Source organism: Streptomyces capoamus (assembly GCF_014654935.1).
GTDB lineage: Bacteria > Actinomycetota > Actinomycetes > Streptomycetales > Streptomycetaceae > Streptomyces > Streptomyces capoamus.
In genome coordinates this window covers 115,979-134,849 of record NZ_BNBF01000006.1, presented here as the reverse complement: position 1 = coordinate 134,849, position 18,871 = coordinate 115,979, and the positions used below count along the sequence as shown (strand labels likewise).

The following is an 18,871-nucleotide window of genomic DNA, read 5'->3' as shown; positions in this document are numbered from 1 at the left end:
GACCGGGCCTACGCGCGCGCGGGTGACCTGTGGCGGGCGCTCGGGAACGCGCCGTTCCTGGTCCGCTCGCTGCGCGCCCGGGCCTGGCTGGCGCTGGGCGGGGAGGCGGGGGCGGCGCACGCCCGTGCGCTGATGGCGGAGGCGGTCCGCGAGTGCGAGGCGGCGCTGGCGACGGCGGACGGGGCGGACCGGGAGGAGCTGGCCGTGGAACTCGGCGGCACCCGCAAGCAGTTCGCGGAGCTGCTCGCCCGCTCGGCGTCCGAGGAGGCCGAGGACGCGGCGATCCGGGCCGTGTTCGAGGCGGCGCTGGAACAGATGAGCCGGGCGGTGGCGGTGTTCGCCGGGCTCGGCGACGCCGGGCTGCACAGCCGTACCGGCGCCGAACTGGGCGCGGGCTGGCTGGAGGCGGACCTCGGCCGCCCGGCCCGGGCGGCGGCACGCGCGCGTGCGGTCCTCGCGGCCTACGAGGGTGCCGACGGCACCGACGACACCGTCCGGGCCCGCCGGGAGGAGGCGGCCCAGATGCTGGAGGCGGCCCGGGAGGGAACGGCACCGGACCAGCCGGAACGGAGCTGACGCCCCCGGCCCCGCACCGGCTCGGCCCCGCCATGCCGAGCCGGAGGCGCCGGGCCGCCAGGCGGGTCGGGTGGCTCGGGCAGGTCGGGTGGCTCGGGTGGGTCGGGCAGGTCGGACGGGTCGGGCGGGTCACTCCACGCCGATGAGGAGCAGGGTGCCCTGGCGGCCGCCGCGGTACGCCGTCGTGTCCACGGCCAGGTAGGCCTCGCGTACGTGGGTCTCCAGGTGTGCGGCGACGGTCTGCGGCGCCTCGTCGCCCACGACGAGCGTGACCAGCTCGCCGCCGGCCTGGAGCATGCGGTCCAGCAGGGTGCGGGCGGTGGCGGTGACGTCCGTCCCGATCACCGCCACGTCCCCGTCGATCAGGCCGAGCACGTCCCCGGCCTGGCAGACGCCGGCCGACGTCCACGACTCGTGCTCGGCGACGACGACCTCGGCGTACCGGGTGGCGCCCGCCGCCGAGGTCATCTGGACGACGTCCTCGTCGAACCGGCGCTCCGGCTCGTGCACCGCGAGCGCGGCGATGCCCTGGACCGCCGAGCGGGTCGGGATCAGGGCCACCCGGACACCCTCGGCACGGGCCTGCTCGGCCGCGGCGGCGGCCGTGTGGCGCAGCTCTGCGTCGTTGGGCAGCAGGACGACCTCGCGCGCGTGGGCGCGCCGTACCGCCTGGACCAGTTCCCCGCTGGCGGGCGGCTCCCCGGGGCGTGCGAGCACGGTGGTCGCGCCCGCCTCGGCGTACAGCCCGGCCAGCCCCTCGCCCGGTACGACGGCGACGACCGCGCGCTGGGCCCGCGCGCGCGGCGGACGCTCCCGGCCGGTGTGCACGTCGCCGAGCCCGAAGTGGGTGATCCGGATCCGGTAGGGCCGCCCGGCCTCCACACCGGCCTCCACGGCGGCGCCGGCGTCGTCGACGTGCACGTGGACGTTCCACAGGCCGTCGCCGCCGACCACCACCAGGGAGTCCCCGAGGGCGTCGAGCCGCGCGCGCAGCCGGGACACGGCCGCGTCGTCGGCCTCCAGCAGGTAGATCACTTCGAACGCGGGCCCGTCGGCCCCCTCCGCGCACGGGACGCCTTCGGGGCCGTCCTGCGCGGCCTCCTCGGCCGCTGCGTGCGCGGGCCCGTCGGAACCGTCCCCCGCCGTCCGCGGGAGAGCACCTGCCGGGGCCCGCGGGATCTCGCGGACCGCCTCCCCGGTGCACGCCTCCACCAGCGCGCCCAGCACCGCCACCAGTCCCCGGCCGCCGGCGTCGACCACGCCGGCCCGGCCCAGCACGGCCAGCTGGCCCGGGGTCGCCGCCAGGGCCGTCCGCGCGCCCTCGTAGGCGGCCCGCGCGACCGTCCCGCAGTCGCCCTCGGCCCCCTCGGCGGCGTCGGCGGCGGCCGAGGCGACCGTCAGCACCGTGCCCTCGACGGGGTGGGCGACGGCCCGCCGGGCGGAGTCGGCGGCCCGGCGCAGGGCCAGCCGCAGCGCAGGGCCGTCGGTGTGAGGGGCGTCACCGGCCTCCGCGAGGACCTGTGCCATCCCGCGCAGCAGCTGCGCGAGGATGGTCCCGGAGTTGCCCCGGGCCCCGATGAGCGCGCCGTGGGCCATGGCCCGCACGGCGTCCGCCAGGGCGGGCTCGGCGCGGCCGGTCTCGTACCCGGCGAACACCGCCTCCACGGCCGTCGCCGCGGATTCCAGGGTCAGGTAGAGGTTGGTCCCGGTGTCGCCGTCGGCCACCGGGTAGACGTTGATGGCGTCGATCTCCTCACGGGCCCGCCCCAGGGCCCGCAGCGCCAGACCGCACCAGGTGCGTACCGCGAGAGCATCGAGGAATGTCTGCGGCACCTGCGCCACCTGCGCCTCCCTGAACCGGCCGGACGTGGACGCAGCGTAGACCCCGGACCGGTGGATTCCGGAAGAGGGCCGGGGGCGGGGCCCTGAGCTGCCATGGTAGTTTCGCTGTACGGACGCAGTCGTTGTATGCTGCTCCGGTTGCCCGATCCTGATCGGGCCATTCCCCCTGGCAGCGCCACTCAGATTCAGGTCTTAGGATCTCTATCCCGGCATGCCGGGATCAACCGTAAGTGCATCTGAAGTCTTTGGAGTGACCCGTGGCTGCCAACTGCGACGTCTGCGGCAAGGGGCCGGGCTTCGGCAACAACATCTCGCACTCGCACCGCCGTACGTCCCGCCGCTGGAACCCGAACATCCAGCGTGTGCGTACCGTGGTCGGCGGGACGCCGAAGCGCGTGAACGCTTGCACCTCGTGCATCAAGGCCGGCAAGGTCTCGCGCTGACGCTACAGCTGAGCGCGCGGCCACTGCCTGGTTCGCTGCACGAAGCCGGTCCACCCTCTGGGTGGGCCGGCTTTTTGCCGTGCCACTGAGCCGTACCTGCCACAATCCACGGAATGCGCTTCGGCATCCTGGGCCCGACACAGATCCGCACCGACGACGGCACCCCCGTCGACCCCGGCGGCCCCCGGCCCCGCGCCCTGCTCACCCTGCTGCTGCTCGACGCCGGCCGCCCGGTCTCCGTGGAGCGCCTCCTGGACGGCCTCTACGGCGCCGAACCGCCCTCCGGAGCCCTGGGTGCGCTCCAGTCGCAGATCTCCCGCCTGCGCCGCCGGCTCGCGCCGCACGCCCGGGTCGAAGCCGTTCCCGCCGGCTATACCCTCACCGTCGACCCGGACGCGGTCGACACCCACCGTTTCGCGCGCCTGGCCGCCGAGGGCCGTACGGCGCTGGCGGCCGGCGACCACCCGCGCGCGGCGGCCCTGCTGCGGGACGCCCTCGCGCTGTGGCGCGGTCCCGCGCTGCCCGGACTGCCGGACGCGCACGCCGACCGGGCCCGGCTGGACGAGCAGCGGCTGGCCGCCGTACGGGACCGGATCGAGGCCGAGCTGGGCACCGGGGGCGGGCCGGAGCTGGTGCCCGAGCTGCGGGAGCTGCTGCGCGAGCGGCCGTTGGACGAGCGGCTGTACGGGCAGCTGATGCGGGCCCTGCACGCGGCCGGGCGGCCCGCGGAGGCGCTCGCGGTGTTCGAGGAGGCCCGGCGCACGCTCGCCGACGAGCTGGGCGCCGATCCGTCGGCCGAGCTGTCCGCGCTCCACGTCCGGCTGCTCCGGGACGGCACCGGTGCACCGGCCCGGCCCCGGCTCCCGGCCCAGCTCACCCGCTTCGTGGGCCGCGAGGCGGAGCTGGCCCGGATCGGCCGGGCACTGGCCGGGTCCCGGCTGGTGACGCTGACCGGCCCCGGGGGCGTGGGCAAGACCCGGCTCGCGCTGGAGGCGGCCCGGGCCCGCACCGGTACGGAGGGCTGTCTGGTCGAGCTGGCGCCGCTCGCCGACGGCGGCCTGATCCCGTCCGCCGTGCTGGCGGCGCTCGGCGTGCGGGACGGGTTCCGCAGCCCGGCCACGGACGCCCTGGACCGGCTGCTGGCCGTGCTGGCGGACCGTGAGGTGCTGCTGGTGCTCGACAACTGCGAGCACCTCGTCGACGCCGCCGCGCGGACGGCCGCGCTGCTCCTGGGCGCCTGTCCGGGGGTGCGGGTGCTGGCGACCAGCCGGGAGTCGCTGGGCGTCACCGGCGAGGTGCTGGTGCCGGTGCCACCGCTGCCCGAGGAGCCGGCCGTACGGCTGCTGCTGGACCGGGCGCGGGCGGTACGGCCCGATTTCGACGGCCACGCGCGCGTACCGGAGATCTGCCGGACGCTGGACGGACTGCCGCTGGCGATCGAGCTGGCCGCGGCCCGGCTGCGCACGCTCTCCGTGGACGAGCTGGCGGACCGGCTGCACGACCGGTTCCGGGTGCTCGCGCGCGGGGACCGCGTCAAGGCGCCCCGGCACCGCACCCTGCGCGCGGTGGTGGAGTGGAGCTGGGAGCTGCTGGACGCCGGGGAACGGGACCTGGCGGGCAGGCTGACCGTCTTCGCGGGCGGTGCGACGCTGGACGCCGTCGCCGCCGTGTGCGGGGTGCCGTACCCGGAGGACCTGCTGGCGTCCCTGGTGGAGAAGTCCTTCGTGGAGGTCGCCGACGGCCGTTACCGCTTGCTGGAGACCATCCGCGCCTTCGCGGCGGAGTCGCTCACCGGCCGCCGGCAGCCGAGCCCCCCGGACCTGCACGCGGCGCACGCCGCCCACTTCCTGCGGCTGGCCGAGGAGGCGGAGCCGTTGCTGCGCGGCGCGGACCAGGTGCGGTGGCTGCGCCGGCTGGCGGACGAACAGGGGAATCTGGACGCGGCGCTGCGGTACCTGACGCGGACGGAACCGCGGGACGCGCTGCGGCTGACGGCCGCGCTGACCTGGTACCGGCGGCTGCGCGGACTGCACGCGGACCGTGTGCCGGGCGCCCGGGCACTGCTCGCGGCGGTCGGCGCCGGGCCGCCGCCCGGGCTCGCCGAGGAGTACGCGCTGTGCCTGATGAACGCCGTCTCCGGGCGGGGCGACGACCCGGAGGACGCCGGTCTGATCGCACGCGTGGCCGCGCTCATGCCCTCGCTCGACCGTCCGCTGCGGCTGCCGTTCACGGTGATCCTCTGGTCCCTCACGGGCGGCCCCCAGCTGAGCGTGGACGAGCGTGTGCGGGTGCAGCTGGGCGAGGACCCGTGGGGGCGGGCCCTGCTGGACGTGGGCCTTGCCTACCAGGCGCTGTTCGCGGGGCGGGCCGCCGACGCGGAGGCCGGCTTCACGCGCGCGTGGGAGGGTTTCCGGGCCACGGGCGACCGCTGGGGCATGGCCAACTGCCTCGATCCGCTCGCCGGTTTCGCGTACGGCCGCGGCGCGTACCCGCGGGCGCTGGCCCTGCTGGACGAGGGCCTGGTCCACGTCCGGGAGCTGGACGCGCCGGAGGAGACCGCCGACCTGCTGCGGACGCGGGCGGTGGTGCTGCTGGCCCAGGGGGCGCCGGAGGAGGCCGCCGCGCACTTCACGCACTCCGGGGAGCTGGCCCGTTCCGCCGGGGCGGGCGACAAGGTGGCCGGTGCGCTGCGCGGGCTCGGGGACGTGTCCCGGCTGGCCGGGGACACGGCACGCGCGCGCGTGCACTACGAGAGCGCCCTGGAGGCGTGTGCGGCCACCTGGTTCAGCGTCGGCGAGACGGTGCGGATCCTGGTCGGGCTGGGCCGTACGGCCGCCGCCGAGGGCGACCTGGACGCCGCCCGGGACTGGCTCGCGCAGGCCCGCGCGCAGGCCCTGGAGTCGCCCGACGCGCTCCTGCTCGCCGATCTCGCCGACGCCCTCGCGGCCCTCGCACCGCGCCCGGAGCGGGCGGCCGAACTCCTGGGCGCCGCCGCCGGCCTGCGCGGCGCGCCCCTGCCCGGCGACCCGGACGTCGCCCGGACGACGGAGCACACGCGCGCGTGCCTGTCCGCGGAGGCCTACGCCACTGCCTACGAGCGGGGCCGCGGCCTGCGGTCGGCGGTGGTCAGCGAACGGTAGGCGCGCGGTAAGCGCGGCCCCGGACAGTGGCCGGCATGACGAAGACACACCACCTCGGCCACCTGTCCGTCCTGATCTCCGGCGCCAGCGTCGCCGGGCCCGCCCTCGCCCTGAACCTGGCCCGCCGGGGCGCCCGGGTCACGGTCGTCGAGAAGGCGCCCGCCCTGCGCGCCGGCGGCTTCGCCGTCGACTTCCGGGGCCACGTGCACCGCAGGGTGCTCACCGCGATGGGCATCTGGGACGAGGTCCACGCCCGTCAGACGTACATGGGCGCGCAGAGCGTCGTCGCCGCCGACGGCACCCCGCGCGTGGAGCTGCCCACGGAGATGATGAGCGGCGACGTGGAGATCTTCCGCGGCGACCTGGCCCAGCTCATGTACGAACGCACGAAGGACTCGGTGGAGTACGTGTTCGGCGACTCCGTCACGACGCTGACCGACACCGCGGGGGGCGTCGAAGTCGCGTTCGAGCGGGGCGCGCCCCGCCGCTTCGACCTGGTCGTCGGCGCCGACGGCCTGCACTCGAACACCCGTCGCCTGGTCTTCGGCGAGGAGTCCCGGCATCTGCGCTTCCTGGGCCACTACGTGGCCGGCTTCACCGTTCCCAACCACCTGGGCCTGGACCGCACCGGCCGCCTCTACAGCGAGCCCGGCCGCTGTGTGGGCCTCAGCAACTACGACGGTGATCCGGAGCGGGCCGGCGCGCTGCTGGTGTTCCGCTCCGAGCGGCTGGCCTACGACCGCCGGGACGTCGCGGCGCAGAAGCGGATCCTCGCCGAGCGGTTCGCCGGGATGGGCTGGGAGACGCCGGCCGTGCTCGCGGGCCTTGCGGAGACGGACGACCTGTACTTCGACGCCATCGCGCAGATCCACGTCGAACGCCTCACCCGGGGGCGGGTGGCGCTGCTCGGGGACGCCGGGTACGGGGCGACGATGGGCGGCATGGGCACGGGCGTGGCGATCGTCGGCGCCTACGTCCTCGCCGGTGAGCTGGCCCTGGCGGGCGGCGACCACCGGGTCGCGCTGGCCGCCTACGAGCACCGGATCCGGGACTTCGCCAAGGGCTGCCAGAAGGTTTCCGGGAACGCGGGGCCGTTCTTCGCCCCGCCCACCGAGCGGCGCATCCGCAGCCGGGACCGGATGTACCGGCTGCTCGCGTCGAGGCCGCTGGCCGGGTTCTTCAAGCGGCTGACGGAGAAGGCGGCGACCGCCATCGAGTTGCCGGAGTATCCCGCCTGAGCCCTCAGCGGGCGTCCCGCCGCAGCGCCCACCCGTGGTCCACGGGCCCGATCCCGGCACCGAGGGCGAACCCGGCGGCGATCGCCCCGGTGACGTACTCCTTGGCCGCGGTGACCGCCTCCGGCACGGTCCGCCCCCGGGCCAGGCCGCAGGCGATCGCCGAGGCGAGGGTGCAGCCGGTGCCGTGGGTGTGCCGGTTGTCGTGGCGGGGGGCCCACAGACGGTGTTCCTCGGAGCCGTCGGTGAGCAGGTCCACGGCGTCGCCCGTGAGGTGTCCGCCCTTGATCAGCACCCATCGCGGCCCGAACTCCAGCACGGCCCCGGCGGCCCGCCGCAGGTCGTCCGCGGAGCGGACCCGGACGCCGGTGAGTTGGGCGACCTCGTCGAGGTTCGGGGTGGCCACGGTCGCCACCGGCAGCAGCTTCGTGCGTACGGAGTCCAGGGCGGAGGCGGCCAGCAGCGGGTCGCCGTGCTTGGAGACGCCGACCGGGTCCACGACGGCCGGCGCGTCCGAGCCGGAGAGCAACTCGGCGACCGCCTCGACCAGTTCGGCGGAGGCCAGCATGCCGGTCTTCACCGCCTGGACGCCGATGTCGTCCACGACGCTGCGGTACTGGGCCCGGACCGCCGCCACGGGCAGCTCCCAGGCGCCCTGGACGCCCGTGGAGTTCTGCGCGGTCACCGCGGTGAGCACGCTCATGCCGTGCACGCCGAGCGCGAGCATCGTCTTCAGGTCGGCCTGGACGCCGGCGCCGCCGCCGGAGTCCGAGCCGGCCACGGTGAGCACCCGGGGGATCACGACTCGATGTCCCCGAAGTGGTCCCAGCCGCCCTTGCTGGTCCAGGGCGCGCCGTCGACGGTGACCTGGGGCAGCGCGGAGGGGTTGAGGACCTCGCCGATGACCTTCCAGCGGGCCGGGAGCTTGGCGTCCGGCGGGAAGGTCGCCACGATCGCGTGGTCCTCTCCCCCGGTCAGCACCCACTGCAGCGGGTCCACGCCGACGGCCTGGCCGATGTCGTTCATCTGCGTCGGGATGTCGATGGCGCCGGAGCGGATGTCGATGCGGACCTTGCTGGCCTCGGCGATGTGCCCGAGGTCGGCGATCAGGCCGTCGCTGACGTCGCACATCGCGGTGGCGCCGAGCGCGGCGGCGGCCGGGCCGGCGTGGTACGGCGGCTCGGGGCGCCGGTGGGCCTCCACGAAGGCGCGCGGCGAGCGGAAGCCGCGGGCGAGCACCGCGTAGCCGGCCGCGGACCAGCCGAGCCAGCCGGTGACGGCCACGAGGTCGCCGGGCTGGGCGCCCGCGCGCGTGACGGGCTCCTGGTTGCGCAGGTCGCCGAGCGCGGTGATCGAGACCATGATCGTGTCGCCGCGTACGACGTCCCCGCCGACCACGGAGGCGCCGGCGACCTGGCACTCGTCGCGCAGGCCGTCCATCAGCTCGGTCGGCCAGGTGACCGGCAGCTCGGCCGGGACGACCAGGCCCAGCAGCAGGGCGGTCGGCACGGCGCCCATCGCGGCGATGTCGGCGAGGTTCTGCGCGGCGGCCTTGCGGCCGACGTCGTAGGCCGTGGACCAGTCGCGGCGGAAGTGCCGGCCCTCCAGCAGGATGTCGGTGCTCGCCACCACCCGGCGGTCGGGGGCGGCGACCACCGCGGCGTCGTCGCCGGGGCCGACCCGGACCGCCGGGGTGGTGGTGAGTCGGGAGGTCAGCTCCCTGATGAGCCCGAACTCACCTAGCTCACCCACTGTGCCCTTCATTGCCTCAAGCCCCTTCCCTGCCGTGCCCTGCCCGGTCGCGCGTCCCCAGTGTCCCCGATACGGTCGAGATGACCGTCAACTCCTGTCGTGCCTGCACCCTGGCGCGCAAGCCCGGTTCCCCCGGGTCTCCCCGCGGGGAGCGGCGACGCGATACCGTGGCGTTCCTTTTCCCCACATGATCCTCGTGGCCGCCCTGGAGGTTCCGTGGTACAGGCGTACATCCTGATCCAGACGGAGGTCGGCAAGGCGTCGACCGTCGCCGAGACGATCGCCAAGATTCCTGGAGTGCTGCAGGCCGAGGACGTGACGGGTCCGTACGACGTCATCGTGCGGGCCCAGGCCGACACCGTGGACGAACTCGGCCGCATGGTGGTCGCCAAGGTCCAGCAGGTGGACGGCATCACGCGCACCCTGACCTGTCCGGTCGTGCATCTGTAGCCCCCGTCTACGCTGGGCCGGTGAACTTCTTCCGTCACCGGCCGCTCGGCCTGCTCGCGCCCGCCCTGCTCGTCCTGGTCGCGGGCTGCTCCACGGCAGACGACAGCGACACCGTGACGGCCCCCACCCCCGACGCGAGGACCGCCCCCTTCTGCCGGGACCTGGACAAGGTGCTGCCGCGCACGGTGGACGGACGGCGCCGCCAGGACCCCGAACCCCGGTCCGCCTACACGGCGGGCTGGGGAAACCCGGCGATCATACTGCGCTGCGGCATCGTCCGGCCGCCGAAGATGGTGGACCCCAAGGTGGCTCTCGGCGAGGACCCGGACGCGGTCGCCGGCGGGGTCAACGGGGTGGAGTGGCTGATGGAGAAGGAGGACGACGGGACGTGGCGGTTCACCACGTCCAAGCGGCGCGCTTACGTGCAGGTGACCCTGCCGAAGAAGCTGTCCGGGCCCGACGACAGCGCCCAGGTGCTGATGGACCTGGCGGCGGCCGTCAAGAAGGCGATCCCCAAGGGGCTCGCCTCCATGCGGTACTGACCCGCGGCGGGCTCAGCGCAGCCCGGTGGAGCGGCGCAGCGCCGCCTGCACCAGGCGGTCGACCAGCTCGGGGTAGGCGATCCCGCTGGCCTCCCACATCTTCGGGTACATCGAGATCGGCGTGAAGCCGGGCATGGTGTTGATCTCGTTGATCACGAACTCGTCGTCCTCGGTGAGGAAGAAGTCCGCGCGGACCAGGCCCTCGCAGGAGGCCGCCTCGAACGCCTCGACCGCGAGCCCCTGCACCTCGGCGGTCTGCTCCGGGGTGAGCGGGGCGGGGACGACGCCGGGCGTGGAGTCGATGTACTTGGCCTCGAAGTCGTAGTACGCGTGCGCGTCCGGCGGCGGGATCTCCGCCGGGACGGAGGCGCGCGGGCCGTCCTCGAACTCCAGGACGCCGCACTCGATCTCACGGCCCCGCAGGGCCGCCTCGATCAGGATCTTCGGGTCGTGGGACTGCGCCTCGGCGATCGCCTCGTCCAGGCCGGACAGGTCGTCGACCTTGGTGATGCCGATGGAGGAGCCGGCGCGCGCGGGCTTCACGAACAGCGGCCAGCCGTGCTCACCCGCGAAGTCGATGATCCGCTTGCGGGCGGCGGACTGGTCCTGCGCCCACTCGCGGGGCCGGATCACCAGGTACGGGCCCACCTTGAGCCCGAAGGAGGTGAACACCCGCTTCATGTACTCCTTGTCCTGGCCGACGGCCGAGGCGAGCACGCCCGAGCCGACGTACGGCACCCCGGACAGCTCCAGCAGACCCTGCAGGGTGCCGTCCTCGCCGTAGGGGCCGTGCAGCACCGGGAACACCACGTCGACCTCGCCCAGCGCCTTGGGCACGGAGCCCGGCTCGCTGTAGACGACCTCGCGGTTCGCGGGGTCGACGGGGAGCACCACGCCGCCCTCGTGCGACTCCGCCAGCTCGGCCACGCTGGGGGTACGGCGGTCGGTGATGGCCATCCGCTCCGGCTCGTCGGCCGTCAGCGCCCAGCGCCCGTCCGAGGTGATGCCGATCGGCAGGACGTCGTACTTGGTCCGGTCGATGGCCTTGAGGACGGCGCCCGCGGTGACCACGGAGATCCCGTGTTCGGAGCTGCGCCCGCCGAACACGACGGCCACGCGCGGCTTGCGCGACGGCTGCTCAGGGCTCTGGGGAAGGTTCTCGGTGCTCATATCGCGTTGAGAGTACCCGGAGGCAGCGGCCAAGTCAGCGCGCGCTCCCCCGCGGTCGCTCAGCGTCGCGCGGACGGTCGCACAGCGTCGCCCGGGCGGCCCGGGAGGGGGCCGCCCGGGGGTGCGGTCAGCGGCGTTCCGGCTTGGCGCTGCGCGCCATCAGCTCCTTGAGCGCGACGACCGGCGACTTGCCCTCGTGCACGATGCTGACGACCGTCTCGGTGATGGGCATGTCGACGCCGTGCCGGCGGGCCAGATCCAGCACCGACTCGCAGGACTTGACGCCCTCGGCGGTCTGCCGGGTGACCGCGATGGTCTCCTCCAGGGTCATGCCCTTGCCCAGGTTGGTGCCGAAGGTGTGGTTCCGGGACAGCGGCGAGGAGCAGGTGGCCACCAGGTCGCCCAGGCCGGCGAGTCCGGAGAAGGTCAGCGGGTCGGCGCCCATGGCCAGGCCGAGCCGGGTGGTCTCGGCGAGGCCGCGCGTGATGAGCGAGCCCTTGGCATTGTCCCCGAGCCCCATGCCGTCGGCGATGCCGACCGCGAGCCCGATGACGTTCTTGACCGCGCCGGCGAGTTCGCAGCCGACCACGTCGGTGTTGGTGTACGGCCGGAAGTACGGCGTGTGGCAGGCGGCCTGGAGCCGCTGGGCGACCCGCTCGTCGGTGCAGGCCACGACGGCGAGGGCGGGCATGCGGGCGGCGATCTCGCGGGCCAGGTTCGGCCCGGTGACGACCGCGATCCGGTCGGCGCCGACCTTGACGACGTCCTCGACGACCTCGCTCATCCGCATGGTGGAGCCCAGCTCGACGCCCTTCATCAGGGAGACCAGGACGGTGTCCGGGGCGAGCAGCGGTGACCATGCGGCGAGGTTGGCGCGCAGGGTCTGGGAGGGGATCGCGAGCACGGTGAAGTCCGCGTCCGCGAGGGCCTCGGCCGCGTCGGCGGTGGCGCGCAGGTTCTCCGGGAGTTCCACGCCGGGCAGGTAGTCGGGGTTGGTCCGGGTGGAGTTGACCGCCTCGGCCAGCTCCGGGCGGCGGGCCCACAGGGTCACGTCGCAGCCGGCGTCGGCGAGGACCATCCCGAAGGCGGTGCCCCACGAACCGGTGCCCATGACGGCCGCCCGCACAGGCTTGCTCACTTGCTCTGCCCTTCCGCTTGCCTGGCCTGCGTCTGCGTCTGCGTCTGCGCCTGCGCCTGGGTGCGGCGGCGCTGCTCGATCCGCTCACGGCGCGGGTCGTACGGCGTCTCGGGCGCCTTCTCGCCGCGGATCTGCTCCAGCTGGCGGGTGATGGCCGCCATGATGACCTCGGTGGCCTCCTTCAGCACCTCCGGGGTCATCTCCTTGCCATAGAAGGCCGAGAGGTCCACGGGCGGGCCCGCCAGTACGCGGTGCGTCTTGCGCGGGAAGAGGCTCGGCTTCTTGGCGTACGGCGGGAGCAGTTCGTTGGCGCCCCACTGGGCGACCGGGATGACCGGGCACTTGGTCTGCAGGGCGACGCGGGCGGCGCCGGTCTTGCCGGTCATGGGCCAGCCGTCCGGGTCGCGGGTGAGGGTGCCCTCGGGGTAGAAGGCCACGCACTCGCCGCGCTCGACGGCGTCGATGGCGGCGCGGAACGCGCTCAGGGCGTCCGTGGACTCGCGGTAGACGGGGATCTGCCCGGTGCCGCGCATGGCGGCCCCGACGAATCCCTTCTTGAAAAGCCCGCTCTTCGCCAGGAATCGCGGGACCCGCCCGGTGTTGTACTGATAGTGCGCGTAAGCGAAGGGGTCCAGGTGAGAATTGTGGTTCACCGCGGTGATAAATCCGCCCTCGGCCGGAATGTGCTCCATTCCACGCCAGTCCCGCTTGATCAGAACCACCAGCGGCGGTTTGCAGATCACCGCGGCGAAGCGGTACCAGAAGCCGATTCTGCGGCGGGACACAAGGACACCTTCCTCTAGGGCTGCCACCCCGGCGGGGGCCGCACAAGTCTGGCCCCGGGCCGCCGGTCTGTCGAGAACACCGTACGCCCCGCACCCCGCGGCGCCGGATGGCCCGGGGGACAATGTGCGGGACGAGAGAGGGACGGTACGCCGGTGCAGTGGACCTTGGTCATCCCCCTGAAACCCCTGACGCGCGCCAAGAGCAGGCTCGCCGACACCGCGGACGACGGGGTGCGTCCGGCGCTGGTGCTGGCGTTCGCGCAGGACACGGTGGCCGCGGCCCTGGCCTGCCCGGCGGTGTCGGATGTGGCGGTCGTCACGGACGACGAGCGGGCCGGCCGGGAGCTGGCGGCGCTGGGCGCGCAGATCGTCCCCGACGCCCCCGGCAGCGGCCTGAACGCCGCCCTGGCGCACGGCGCGGCCGTCGTGCGGGACATCCGCCCCGGCGCCCCGGTCGCGGCCCTGAACGCCGATCTGCCGGCCCTGCGCGCCGCGGAACTGTCCCGGGTGCTGAATGCGGCCGCGGAATTCCCCCGGGCATTTCTGGCGGACGCGGCCGGGGTGGGTACGACTTTGCTGGCGGCAGGCGGCGACCGCGCATTGCGTCCGGCGTTCGGCGCGGATTCCCGTATGCGGCACCGGGCGTCCGGCGCGGCGGAACTCACGCTCGCGGGGGTCGATTCGGTACGGCAGGACGTGGACACCGGGCCGGACCTGCGCGCGGCGCTGGCCCTCGGTGTGGGGCCGTACACGGCGGCGGTCTCGGCGGCCCTGCCGGTGGGTGCCGGACCGGCCGGGGCGGGACCGCGTCCGGCGGTGAGGTGCGGCCCCGGCGGCCGGCGGCCGGAGCCACTACGCTGACGGCCATGCAAGCCACCGCGTTCACCTACGACCCGGAGACCCGCAGCGGGCAGGTGCTCCTCGACGACGGCACCCCGGTGCCGTTCGACCGCGCCGCCTTCGACGCGGGTGACCTCCGGCTGCTGCGTCCCGGGCAGCGCGTGCGGATCGAGACGGAGGGCGGGGGCGACGACGCCCTGCGGATCACCCTCGTCACCCTGCAGACCTTCTGACCCCCTGCACACACCGCGGGCCGGGCTCCCCAGGGGAGTCCGGCCCGGCGCGTGAGTGCCCTGGCGGTCCTACGACGTCGCCTTGCGGGCGGTGGTCTTCTTGGCGGTGGTCTTGCGGGCCGTCGACTTCTTCGCCGGGGCCTTCTTGGCGGTCACCTTCTTCGCCGGGGCCTTCTTCGCCGTGGTGGTCTTCTTGGCGGCGGTCTTCGTCGCGGCGGTCTTGGCGGTCGCCGTGGTGGTCTTCTTCGCGGCGGGCGCCTTCTTCGCCGTGGTCTTCTTGGCGGTCGCCGTGGTGGTCTTCTTCGCGGGCGTCGCCTTCTTGGCCGTGGTGGTCTTCTTGGCCGCACCGGCCGTCTTCTTCGCGGCGGCCTTCTTGCCGGCGGCCTTGGCGATGGTGGGCGGGGGGCCGGACAGGCTGCCCTTGGGCGCCTTCTTCACGGAGACCTCGCCACCGCGCGGCAGCTTCTTCGAGCCGCTCACCAGGTCCTTGAAGCCCTGGCCGGCGCGGAAGCGCGGCACGGAGGTCTTCTTGACCCGAACCCGCTCGCCCGTCTGGGGGTTGCGGGCGTAGCGGGCGGGGCGGTCCACCTTCTCGAAGGACCCGAAGCCGGTGACCGAGACCCGTTCGCCCGCGACGACCGCGCGGACGATGGCGTCCAGGACATGATCGACGGCGTCGGCGGCCTGCTGGCGGCCACCCACCTTGTCGGCAATCGCTTCCACGAGCTGCGCCTTGTTCACGTCTTCCCCTTCGGAGACTTCGCCAGAACGAAAGTGTTCAAGCTTTTTCGCACGTTAGGCAGATATATACCGCAAATCAAACACGAAACGGGCTTATCACCCTTGTGCCGCAACGGACTCGGCCGTCCCGCACGGTTCAGCAGTCCTCTCCGGGGATCCGGCCCTCGTCGAGGTCCGCCGTGAACCGATCGAGCCGCCTTGCCGCGTCGGCGAGATCGTGCTTGGCCGCGGCCGTAATGACCAGCAGCTTCCGGGTCAGCGCCATCCGTACGCCCTCCGGGACTTGCAGTGCGCGCACTTTTGCGTGCGCTTCCTTGAGTTGGTTCGCGACCGCCGCGTAGAGCTGGAGTTGGCCGTCGTGTTCCATGCACAGATTGTGCCATCTGGGGCGAGTTGTCGCCTGCGCAGGGGCAACTGCCGCCTCAAATGGCCTTCCAGGCACTTGCGGTGGACGCGGACACAGCACTCGCGTACCCGGACAACGACCTTTTTAACACGGGCAGTTGGGCTGAGCTGGGCAAAGCCGCAGGGCCGTTCGGGTGCAGACATGGCCGTACCCCCGATCGTGGCGACCGGGGGTACGGCGAGGAGGTCGGGGTGGCCGAAATGCGACCCGGCCAGGGCTCCGGATCAGGCCTGGAGCGTCCGCGGCTTGTGGGCGGGGCGCTCCGCCTCGTACACGGCGATGTCCGCCTCGTTCTGGAGCGTGATGGAGATGTCGTCCAGGCCGTTCAGCAGCCGCCAGCGGGAGTTCTCGTCCAGCTCGAAGGAGGCGGTGACGCCGGCCGCGCGCACCTCACGCGCCTCAAGGTCCACAGTGACCTCAGCAGTGGAATCCTGTTCCGTGAGCTCCCACAGCGCGTCCACGGTCCGCTGCTCCAGCACGACCGTGAGCAGGCCGTTCTTCAGCGAGTTGCCGCGGAAGATGTCGGCGAAGCGGGAGGAGATCACGGCCTTGAAGCCGTAGTTCTGCAGCGCCCAGACGGCGTGCTCGCGGGAGGATCCGGTGCCGAAGTCGGGGCCGGCGACCAGGACGGTCGCCCCCTGCCGCTCGGGGCGGTTGAGAACGAACTCCGGGTCCTTGCGCCAGGCCTCGAACAGGCCGTCCTCGAAGCCGTCCCGGGTGACCTTCTTGAGCCAGTGAGCAGGGATGATCTGGTCGGTGTCGACGTTGCTGCGGCGCAGCGGGACGGCCCGGCCGGTGTGGGTGGTGAAGGCTTCCATGATTTCTCAGACTCCAGCGGGCGCGGGGGCGTCGGTCAGGTCGGCGGGCGAGGCCAGATGGCCCAGGACGGCGGTGGCCGCCGCGACCTGCGGCGACACCAGGTGGGTGCGGCCGCCCTTGCCCTGCCGGCCCTCGAAGTTGCGGTTGGAGGTGGAGGCGGAGCGCTCCCCCGGCGCCAGCTGGTCCGGGTTCATCCCCAGGCACATCGAGCAGCCCGCGTGCCGCCATTCGGCGCCGGCCTCCTTGAAGACCACGTCCAGGCCCTCGGAGACGGCCTGCAGGCCCACGCGCGCGGAGCCCGGGACGACCAGCATCCGTACGCCGTCGGCGACTTTGCGGCCCCGCAGCAGGTCGGCGGCGGCACGCAGGTCCTCGATGCGCCCGTTGGTGCAGGAGCCTACGAAGACGGTGTCCACCTCGATGGAGCGCAGCGGCTGGCCGGCCTCCAACCCCATGTACTCCAGGGCCTTTTCGGCGGCGAAGCGCTCCGAAGCGTCTTCGTACGAAGCCGGGTCGGGGACGTTCGCCGAAAGCGGTGCGCCCTGGCCCGGGTTGGTGCCCCAGGTGACGAACGGCGACAGCTCGGCGGCGTCGATGACCACCTCGGCGTCGAAGACGGCGTCCTCGTCGGTCCTCAGGGTCTTCCAGTACGCGACCGCGGCGTCCCAGTCGGCGCCCTCGGGGGCGTGGGGGCGGCCCTTGAGGTAGGCGAAGGTGGTCTCGTCGGGGGCGATCATGCCCGCGCGGGCGCCGGCCTCGATCGACATGTTGCAGATGGTCATCCGGGCCTCCATCGAGAGCTTCTCGATGGCGGAGCCGCGGTATTCCAGGATGTAGCCCTGGCCGCCGCCGGTGCCGATCTTCGCGATGATCGCCAGGATCAGGTCCTTGGCGGTGACGCCGTCGGGCAGCTCGCCCTCGACCGTGATCGCCATGGTCTTCGGACGGGCCAGAGGCAGCGTCTGGGTGGCCAGCACGTGCTCGACCTGGGAGGTGCCGATGCCGAACGCCAGCGCGCCGAAGGCGCCGTGCGTGGAGGTGTGCGAGTCGCCGCAGACGACGGTGGTGCCGGGCTGGGTCAGGCCCAGCTGCGGGCCGACGACGTGCACGACGCCCTGCTCGACGTCGCCCAGCGGGTGCAGCCGCACCCCGAACTCGGCGCAGTTCTTGCGCAGGGTCTCCAGCTGGGCCCGCGAGACCGGGTCCGCGATGGGCTTGTCGATGTCGAGGGTCGGGGTGTTGTGGTCCTCGGTGGCGATGGTGAGGTCGAGGCGACGCACGGTACGGCCGCTCTTGCGCAGACCGTCGAAGGCCTGGGGGCTGGTCACCTCGTGCAGCAGGTGCAGATCGATGTAGAGGAGGTCGGGCTCGCCCTCGGCGCGCCGGACGACGTGGTCGTCCCAGACCTTCTCCGCGAGTGTCCTACCCATCGCTTTCCCTCCGGCCGGCAAACGTCCACCGACCCAACTAGAGATCTTGGGGAGCGGTGGCTGCCCTTCTCGGGGCCCCCTGGACGTCGTGATTCCGGGCGTCCACCGCCAGGCCCGTCGGTCTGCGGGCCGTTGTCTGATTCCAGGGTGGCGCGTTCCACGGAAAATTGAACTTGCGTTTCACAGAGTGAGACGTGAGTATCGTTGCATGGACAACAGTAGCGGCGTCGGCGTTCTGGACAAGGCGGCCCTCGTCCTGAGCGCTCTGGAGTCCGGTCCGGCCACCCTCGCGGGTCTGGTCGGGGCCACCGGACTGGCTCGACCCACGGCTCACCGCCTGGCCGTGGCCCTGGAACACCACCGCATGGTGGCACGCGACATGCAGGGCCGTTTCATCCTCGGCCCGCGCCTCGCGGAGCTCGCGGCGGCGGCGGGCGAGGACCGCCTGCTCGCGACGGCGGGCCCCGTGCTCACCCACCTCCGTGATGTCACCGGCGAGAGCGCGCAGCTCTACCGTCGCCAGGGCGACATGCGGATCTGCGTGGCCGCGGCGGAACGGCTGTCCGGCCTGCGGGACACCGTCCCGGTCGGCTCCACGCTGACCATGAAGGCCGGCTCCTCGGCGCAGATCCTCATGGCCTGGGAGGAGCCCGAGCGCCTGCACCGGGGCCTGCAGGGCGCCCGCTTCACGGCGACGGCCCTGTCGGGCGTACGGCGGCGCGGCTGGGCCCAGTCCATCGGCGAGCGGGAGCCGGGCGTGGCGTCCGTCTCCGCGCCCGTGCGCGGCCCCTCCAACCGCGTGGTGGCCGCCGTCTCCGTCTCCGGCCCCATCGAGCGCCTGACCCGCCACCCGGGCCGCATGCACGCCCAGGCGGTCATCGACGCGGCGGCCCGCCTGTCGGAGGCCCTGCGCCGCTCGGGCTGAACACACGCGAAGACCGCGCCCGGGGAAGGACCCGCCTCAACGCCGCGGCGGATCCTCCCCGGGAACGCGGGCGACACCGCCCTGCGACGCCCGTTCCCGGTGGCTTGGATCAGCCTCCGAGCCGCGGACGGTACCGCCGCACGGCGGCTCCTTGCCGACCGACCGGACCAGCTTCACGGCCGCGGCACGCTGAACCGCGAGCCCCGACGGACTGGACAGGCCCCCGGCCCCAGCACCGCACCGCCGCACGGCCACCCCGTCCCACGGACCGAATCGCCCCCCGGGGCCGCGCCACCGCAGCGCCTCGCGGCGGCTCCTTGCCGACCGGCCGGACCGGCCTCACGACCGCGGCACGCTGAACCGGGCCCCTCAACGGGCTGAACAGCCTCTGGCCGCGGCACCGT

18 protein-coding genes and 1 pseudogene are annotated in these 18,871 nt (G+C 73.7%); 9 read left to right on the top strand and 10 right to left on the bottom strand.

The genetic code is table 11. The features are described from left to right. A pseudogene (locus IE312_RS39660) lies at positions 1-576 on the top strand (tetratricopeptide repeat protein); the annotation flags it as partial. A 129-nt stretch (positions 577-705) separates the two neighbouring features. Here IE312_RS39660 and IE312_RS11985 read toward each other — a convergent pair. Then, positions 706-2,418: a DAK2 domain-containing protein gene (locus IE312_RS11985; RefSeq protein WP_189981025.1), complete on the bottom strand. Its 1,713-nt coding sequence runs from the start codon at positions 2,416-2,418 to the stop codon at positions 706-708. 257 nt (positions 2,419-2,675) lie between these two features. On the opposite strand from IE312_RS11985, the gene rpmB reads away from it, so the two are divergent. The 3 genes from rpmB to IE312_RS11970 all read left to right on the top strand — a co-directional run bounded on the left by rpmB (position 2,676) and on the right by IE312_RS11970 (position 7,239). Continuing rightward, positions 2,676-2,861, top strand: coding sequence for a 50S ribosomal protein L28 (rpmB, locus tag IE312_RS11980; protein ID WP_003993230.1), 186 nt, complete (start codon positions 2,676-2,678; stop codon positions 2,859-2,861). 113 nt (positions 2,862-2,974) lie between these two features. Then, the gene (locus IE312_RS11975) at positions 2,975-6,001 is read left to right on the top strand and encodes an AfsR/SARP family transcriptional regulator (protein ID WP_189981023.1); all 3,027 of its coding nucleotides are present in this window, start codon (positions 2,975-2,977) and stop codon (positions 5,999-6,001) included. Between the two features lie 35 nt (positions 6,002-6,036). Continuing rightward, entirely contained in the window at positions 6,037-7,239 is a 1,203-nt protein-coding gene (locus IE312_RS11970; protein WP_189981021.1) for an FAD-dependent monooxygenase, read from the top strand. A gap of 4 nt (positions 7,240-7,243) precedes the next feature. Here the strand turns inward: IE312_RS11970 and thiD are convergent, their stop codons facing one another. Together thiD and IE312_RS11960 are read right to left on the bottom strand one after the other, a co-directional pair. Beyond that, a complete protein-coding gene (thiD, locus tag IE312_RS11965; protein ID WP_189981019.1) occupies positions 7,244-8,038 on the bottom strand; it encodes a bifunctional hydroxymethylpyrimidine kinase/phosphomethylpyrimidine kinase in 795 nt (264 codons plus the stop codon). After that, positions 8,035-9,000: a thiamine-phosphate kinase gene (locus tag IE312_RS11960; protein WP_030649164.1), complete on the bottom strand. Its 966-nt coding sequence runs from the start codon at positions 8,998-9,000 to the stop codon at positions 8,035-8,037. The genes thiD and IE312_RS11960 overlap by 4 nt, the downstream gene beginning before the upstream one ends. A gap of 204 nt (positions 9,001-9,204) precedes the next feature. Here IE312_RS11960 and IE312_RS11955 point away from each other — a divergent pair, with 204 nt between their 5' ends. Both IE312_RS11955 and IE312_RS11950 read left to right on the top strand, forming a co-directional pair. Next, positions 9,205-9,438, top strand: coding sequence for an Lrp/AsnC family transcriptional regulator (locus IE312_RS11955; protein ID WP_189981017.1), 234 nt, complete (start codon positions 9,205-9,207; stop codon positions 9,436-9,438). 20 nt (positions 9,439-9,458) lie between these two features. Next, on the top strand, positions 9,459-9,980 hold the full coding sequence (locus tag IE312_RS11950; RefSeq protein WP_189981015.1) for a DUF3515 domain-containing protein: 522 nt from the start codon (positions 9,459-9,461) through the stop codon (positions 9,978-9,980). 12 nt (positions 9,981-9,992) lie between these two features. Here IE312_RS11950 and IE312_RS11945 read toward each other — a convergent pair whose 3' ends face one another. The 3 genes from IE312_RS11945 to IE312_RS11935 all read right to left on the bottom strand — a co-directional run bounded on the left by IE312_RS11945 (position 9,993) and on the right by IE312_RS11935 (position 13,073). Continuing rightward, complete coding sequence (locus IE312_RS11945; protein WP_189981013.1) at positions 9,993-11,150, bottom strand: D-alanine--D-alanine ligase family protein; 1,158 nt, start codon at positions 11,148-11,150, stop codon at positions 9,993-9,995. 127 nt (positions 11,151-11,277) lie between these two features. After that, positions 11,278-12,288 (bottom strand): NAD(P)H-dependent glycerol-3-phosphate dehydrogenase, encoded by a 1,011-nt coding sequence (locus IE312_RS11940; RefSeq protein WP_189981011.1) that lies wholly within the window; start codon positions 12,286-12,288, stop codon positions 11,278-11,280. Then, on the bottom strand, positions 12,285-13,073 hold the full coding sequence (locus tag IE312_RS11935) for a lysophospholipid acyltransferase family protein (protein WP_189981009.1): 789 nt from the start codon (positions 13,071-13,073) through the stop codon (positions 12,285-12,287). Before IE312_RS11935 ends, IE312_RS11940 begins: the two co-directional genes overlap by 4 nt. A 153-nt stretch (positions 13,074-13,226) precedes the next feature. On the opposite strand from IE312_RS11935, the gene cofC reads away from it, so the two are divergent. Together cofC and IE312_RS39655 are read left to right on the top strand one after the other, a co-directional pair. After that, a complete protein-coding gene (cofC, locus tag IE312_RS11930; RefSeq protein ID WP_229899586.1) occupies positions 13,227-13,934 on the top strand; it encodes a 2-phospho-L-lactate guanylyltransferase in 708 nt (235 codons plus the stop codon). A gap of 5 nt (positions 13,935-13,939) precedes the next feature. Continuing rightward, complete coding sequence (locus tag IE312_RS39655) at positions 13,940-14,146, top strand: hypothetical protein (protein WP_229899584.1); 207 nt, start codon at positions 13,940-13,942, stop codon at positions 14,144-14,146. A gap of 69 nt (positions 14,147-14,215) precedes the next feature. Here IE312_RS39655 and IE312_RS11925 read toward each other — a convergent pair whose 3' ends face one another. From IE312_RS11925 to leuC, 4 genes are all read right to left on the bottom strand, one after another. Further along, complete coding sequence (locus IE312_RS11925) at positions 14,216-14,887, bottom strand: HU family DNA-binding protein (RefSeq protein ID WP_189981007.1); 672 nt, start codon at positions 14,885-14,887, stop codon at positions 14,216-14,218. A 136-nt stretch (positions 14,888-15,023) separates the two neighbouring features. Further along, positions 15,024-15,254 (bottom strand): SCO5555 family protein, encoded by a 231-nt coding sequence (locus IE312_RS11920; protein WP_189981005.1) that lies wholly within the window; start codon positions 15,252-15,254, stop codon positions 15,024-15,026. Between the two features lie 263 nt (positions 15,255-15,517). Further along, entirely contained in the window at positions 15,518-16,111 is a 594-nt protein-coding gene (gene leuD, locus IE312_RS11915; RefSeq protein ID WP_189981003.1) for a 3-isopropylmalate dehydratase small subunit, read from the bottom strand. A gap of 6 nt (positions 16,112-16,117) precedes the next feature. After that, on the bottom strand, positions 16,118-17,542 hold the full coding sequence (gene leuC, locus IE312_RS11910) for a 3-isopropylmalate dehydratase large subunit (RefSeq protein WP_189981002.1): 1,425 nt from the start codon (positions 17,540-17,542) through the stop codon (positions 16,118-16,120). 208 nt (positions 17,543-17,750) lie between these two features. On the opposite strand from leuC, the gene ndgR reads away from it, so the two are divergent. Continuing rightward, positions 17,751-18,467: an IclR family transcriptional regulator NdgR gene (gene ndgR / locus IE312_RS11905; protein WP_009320373.1), complete on the top strand. Its 717-nt coding sequence runs from the start codon at positions 17,751-17,753 to the stop codon at positions 18,465-18,467. Positions 18,468-18,871 lie beyond the last annotated feature (404 nt).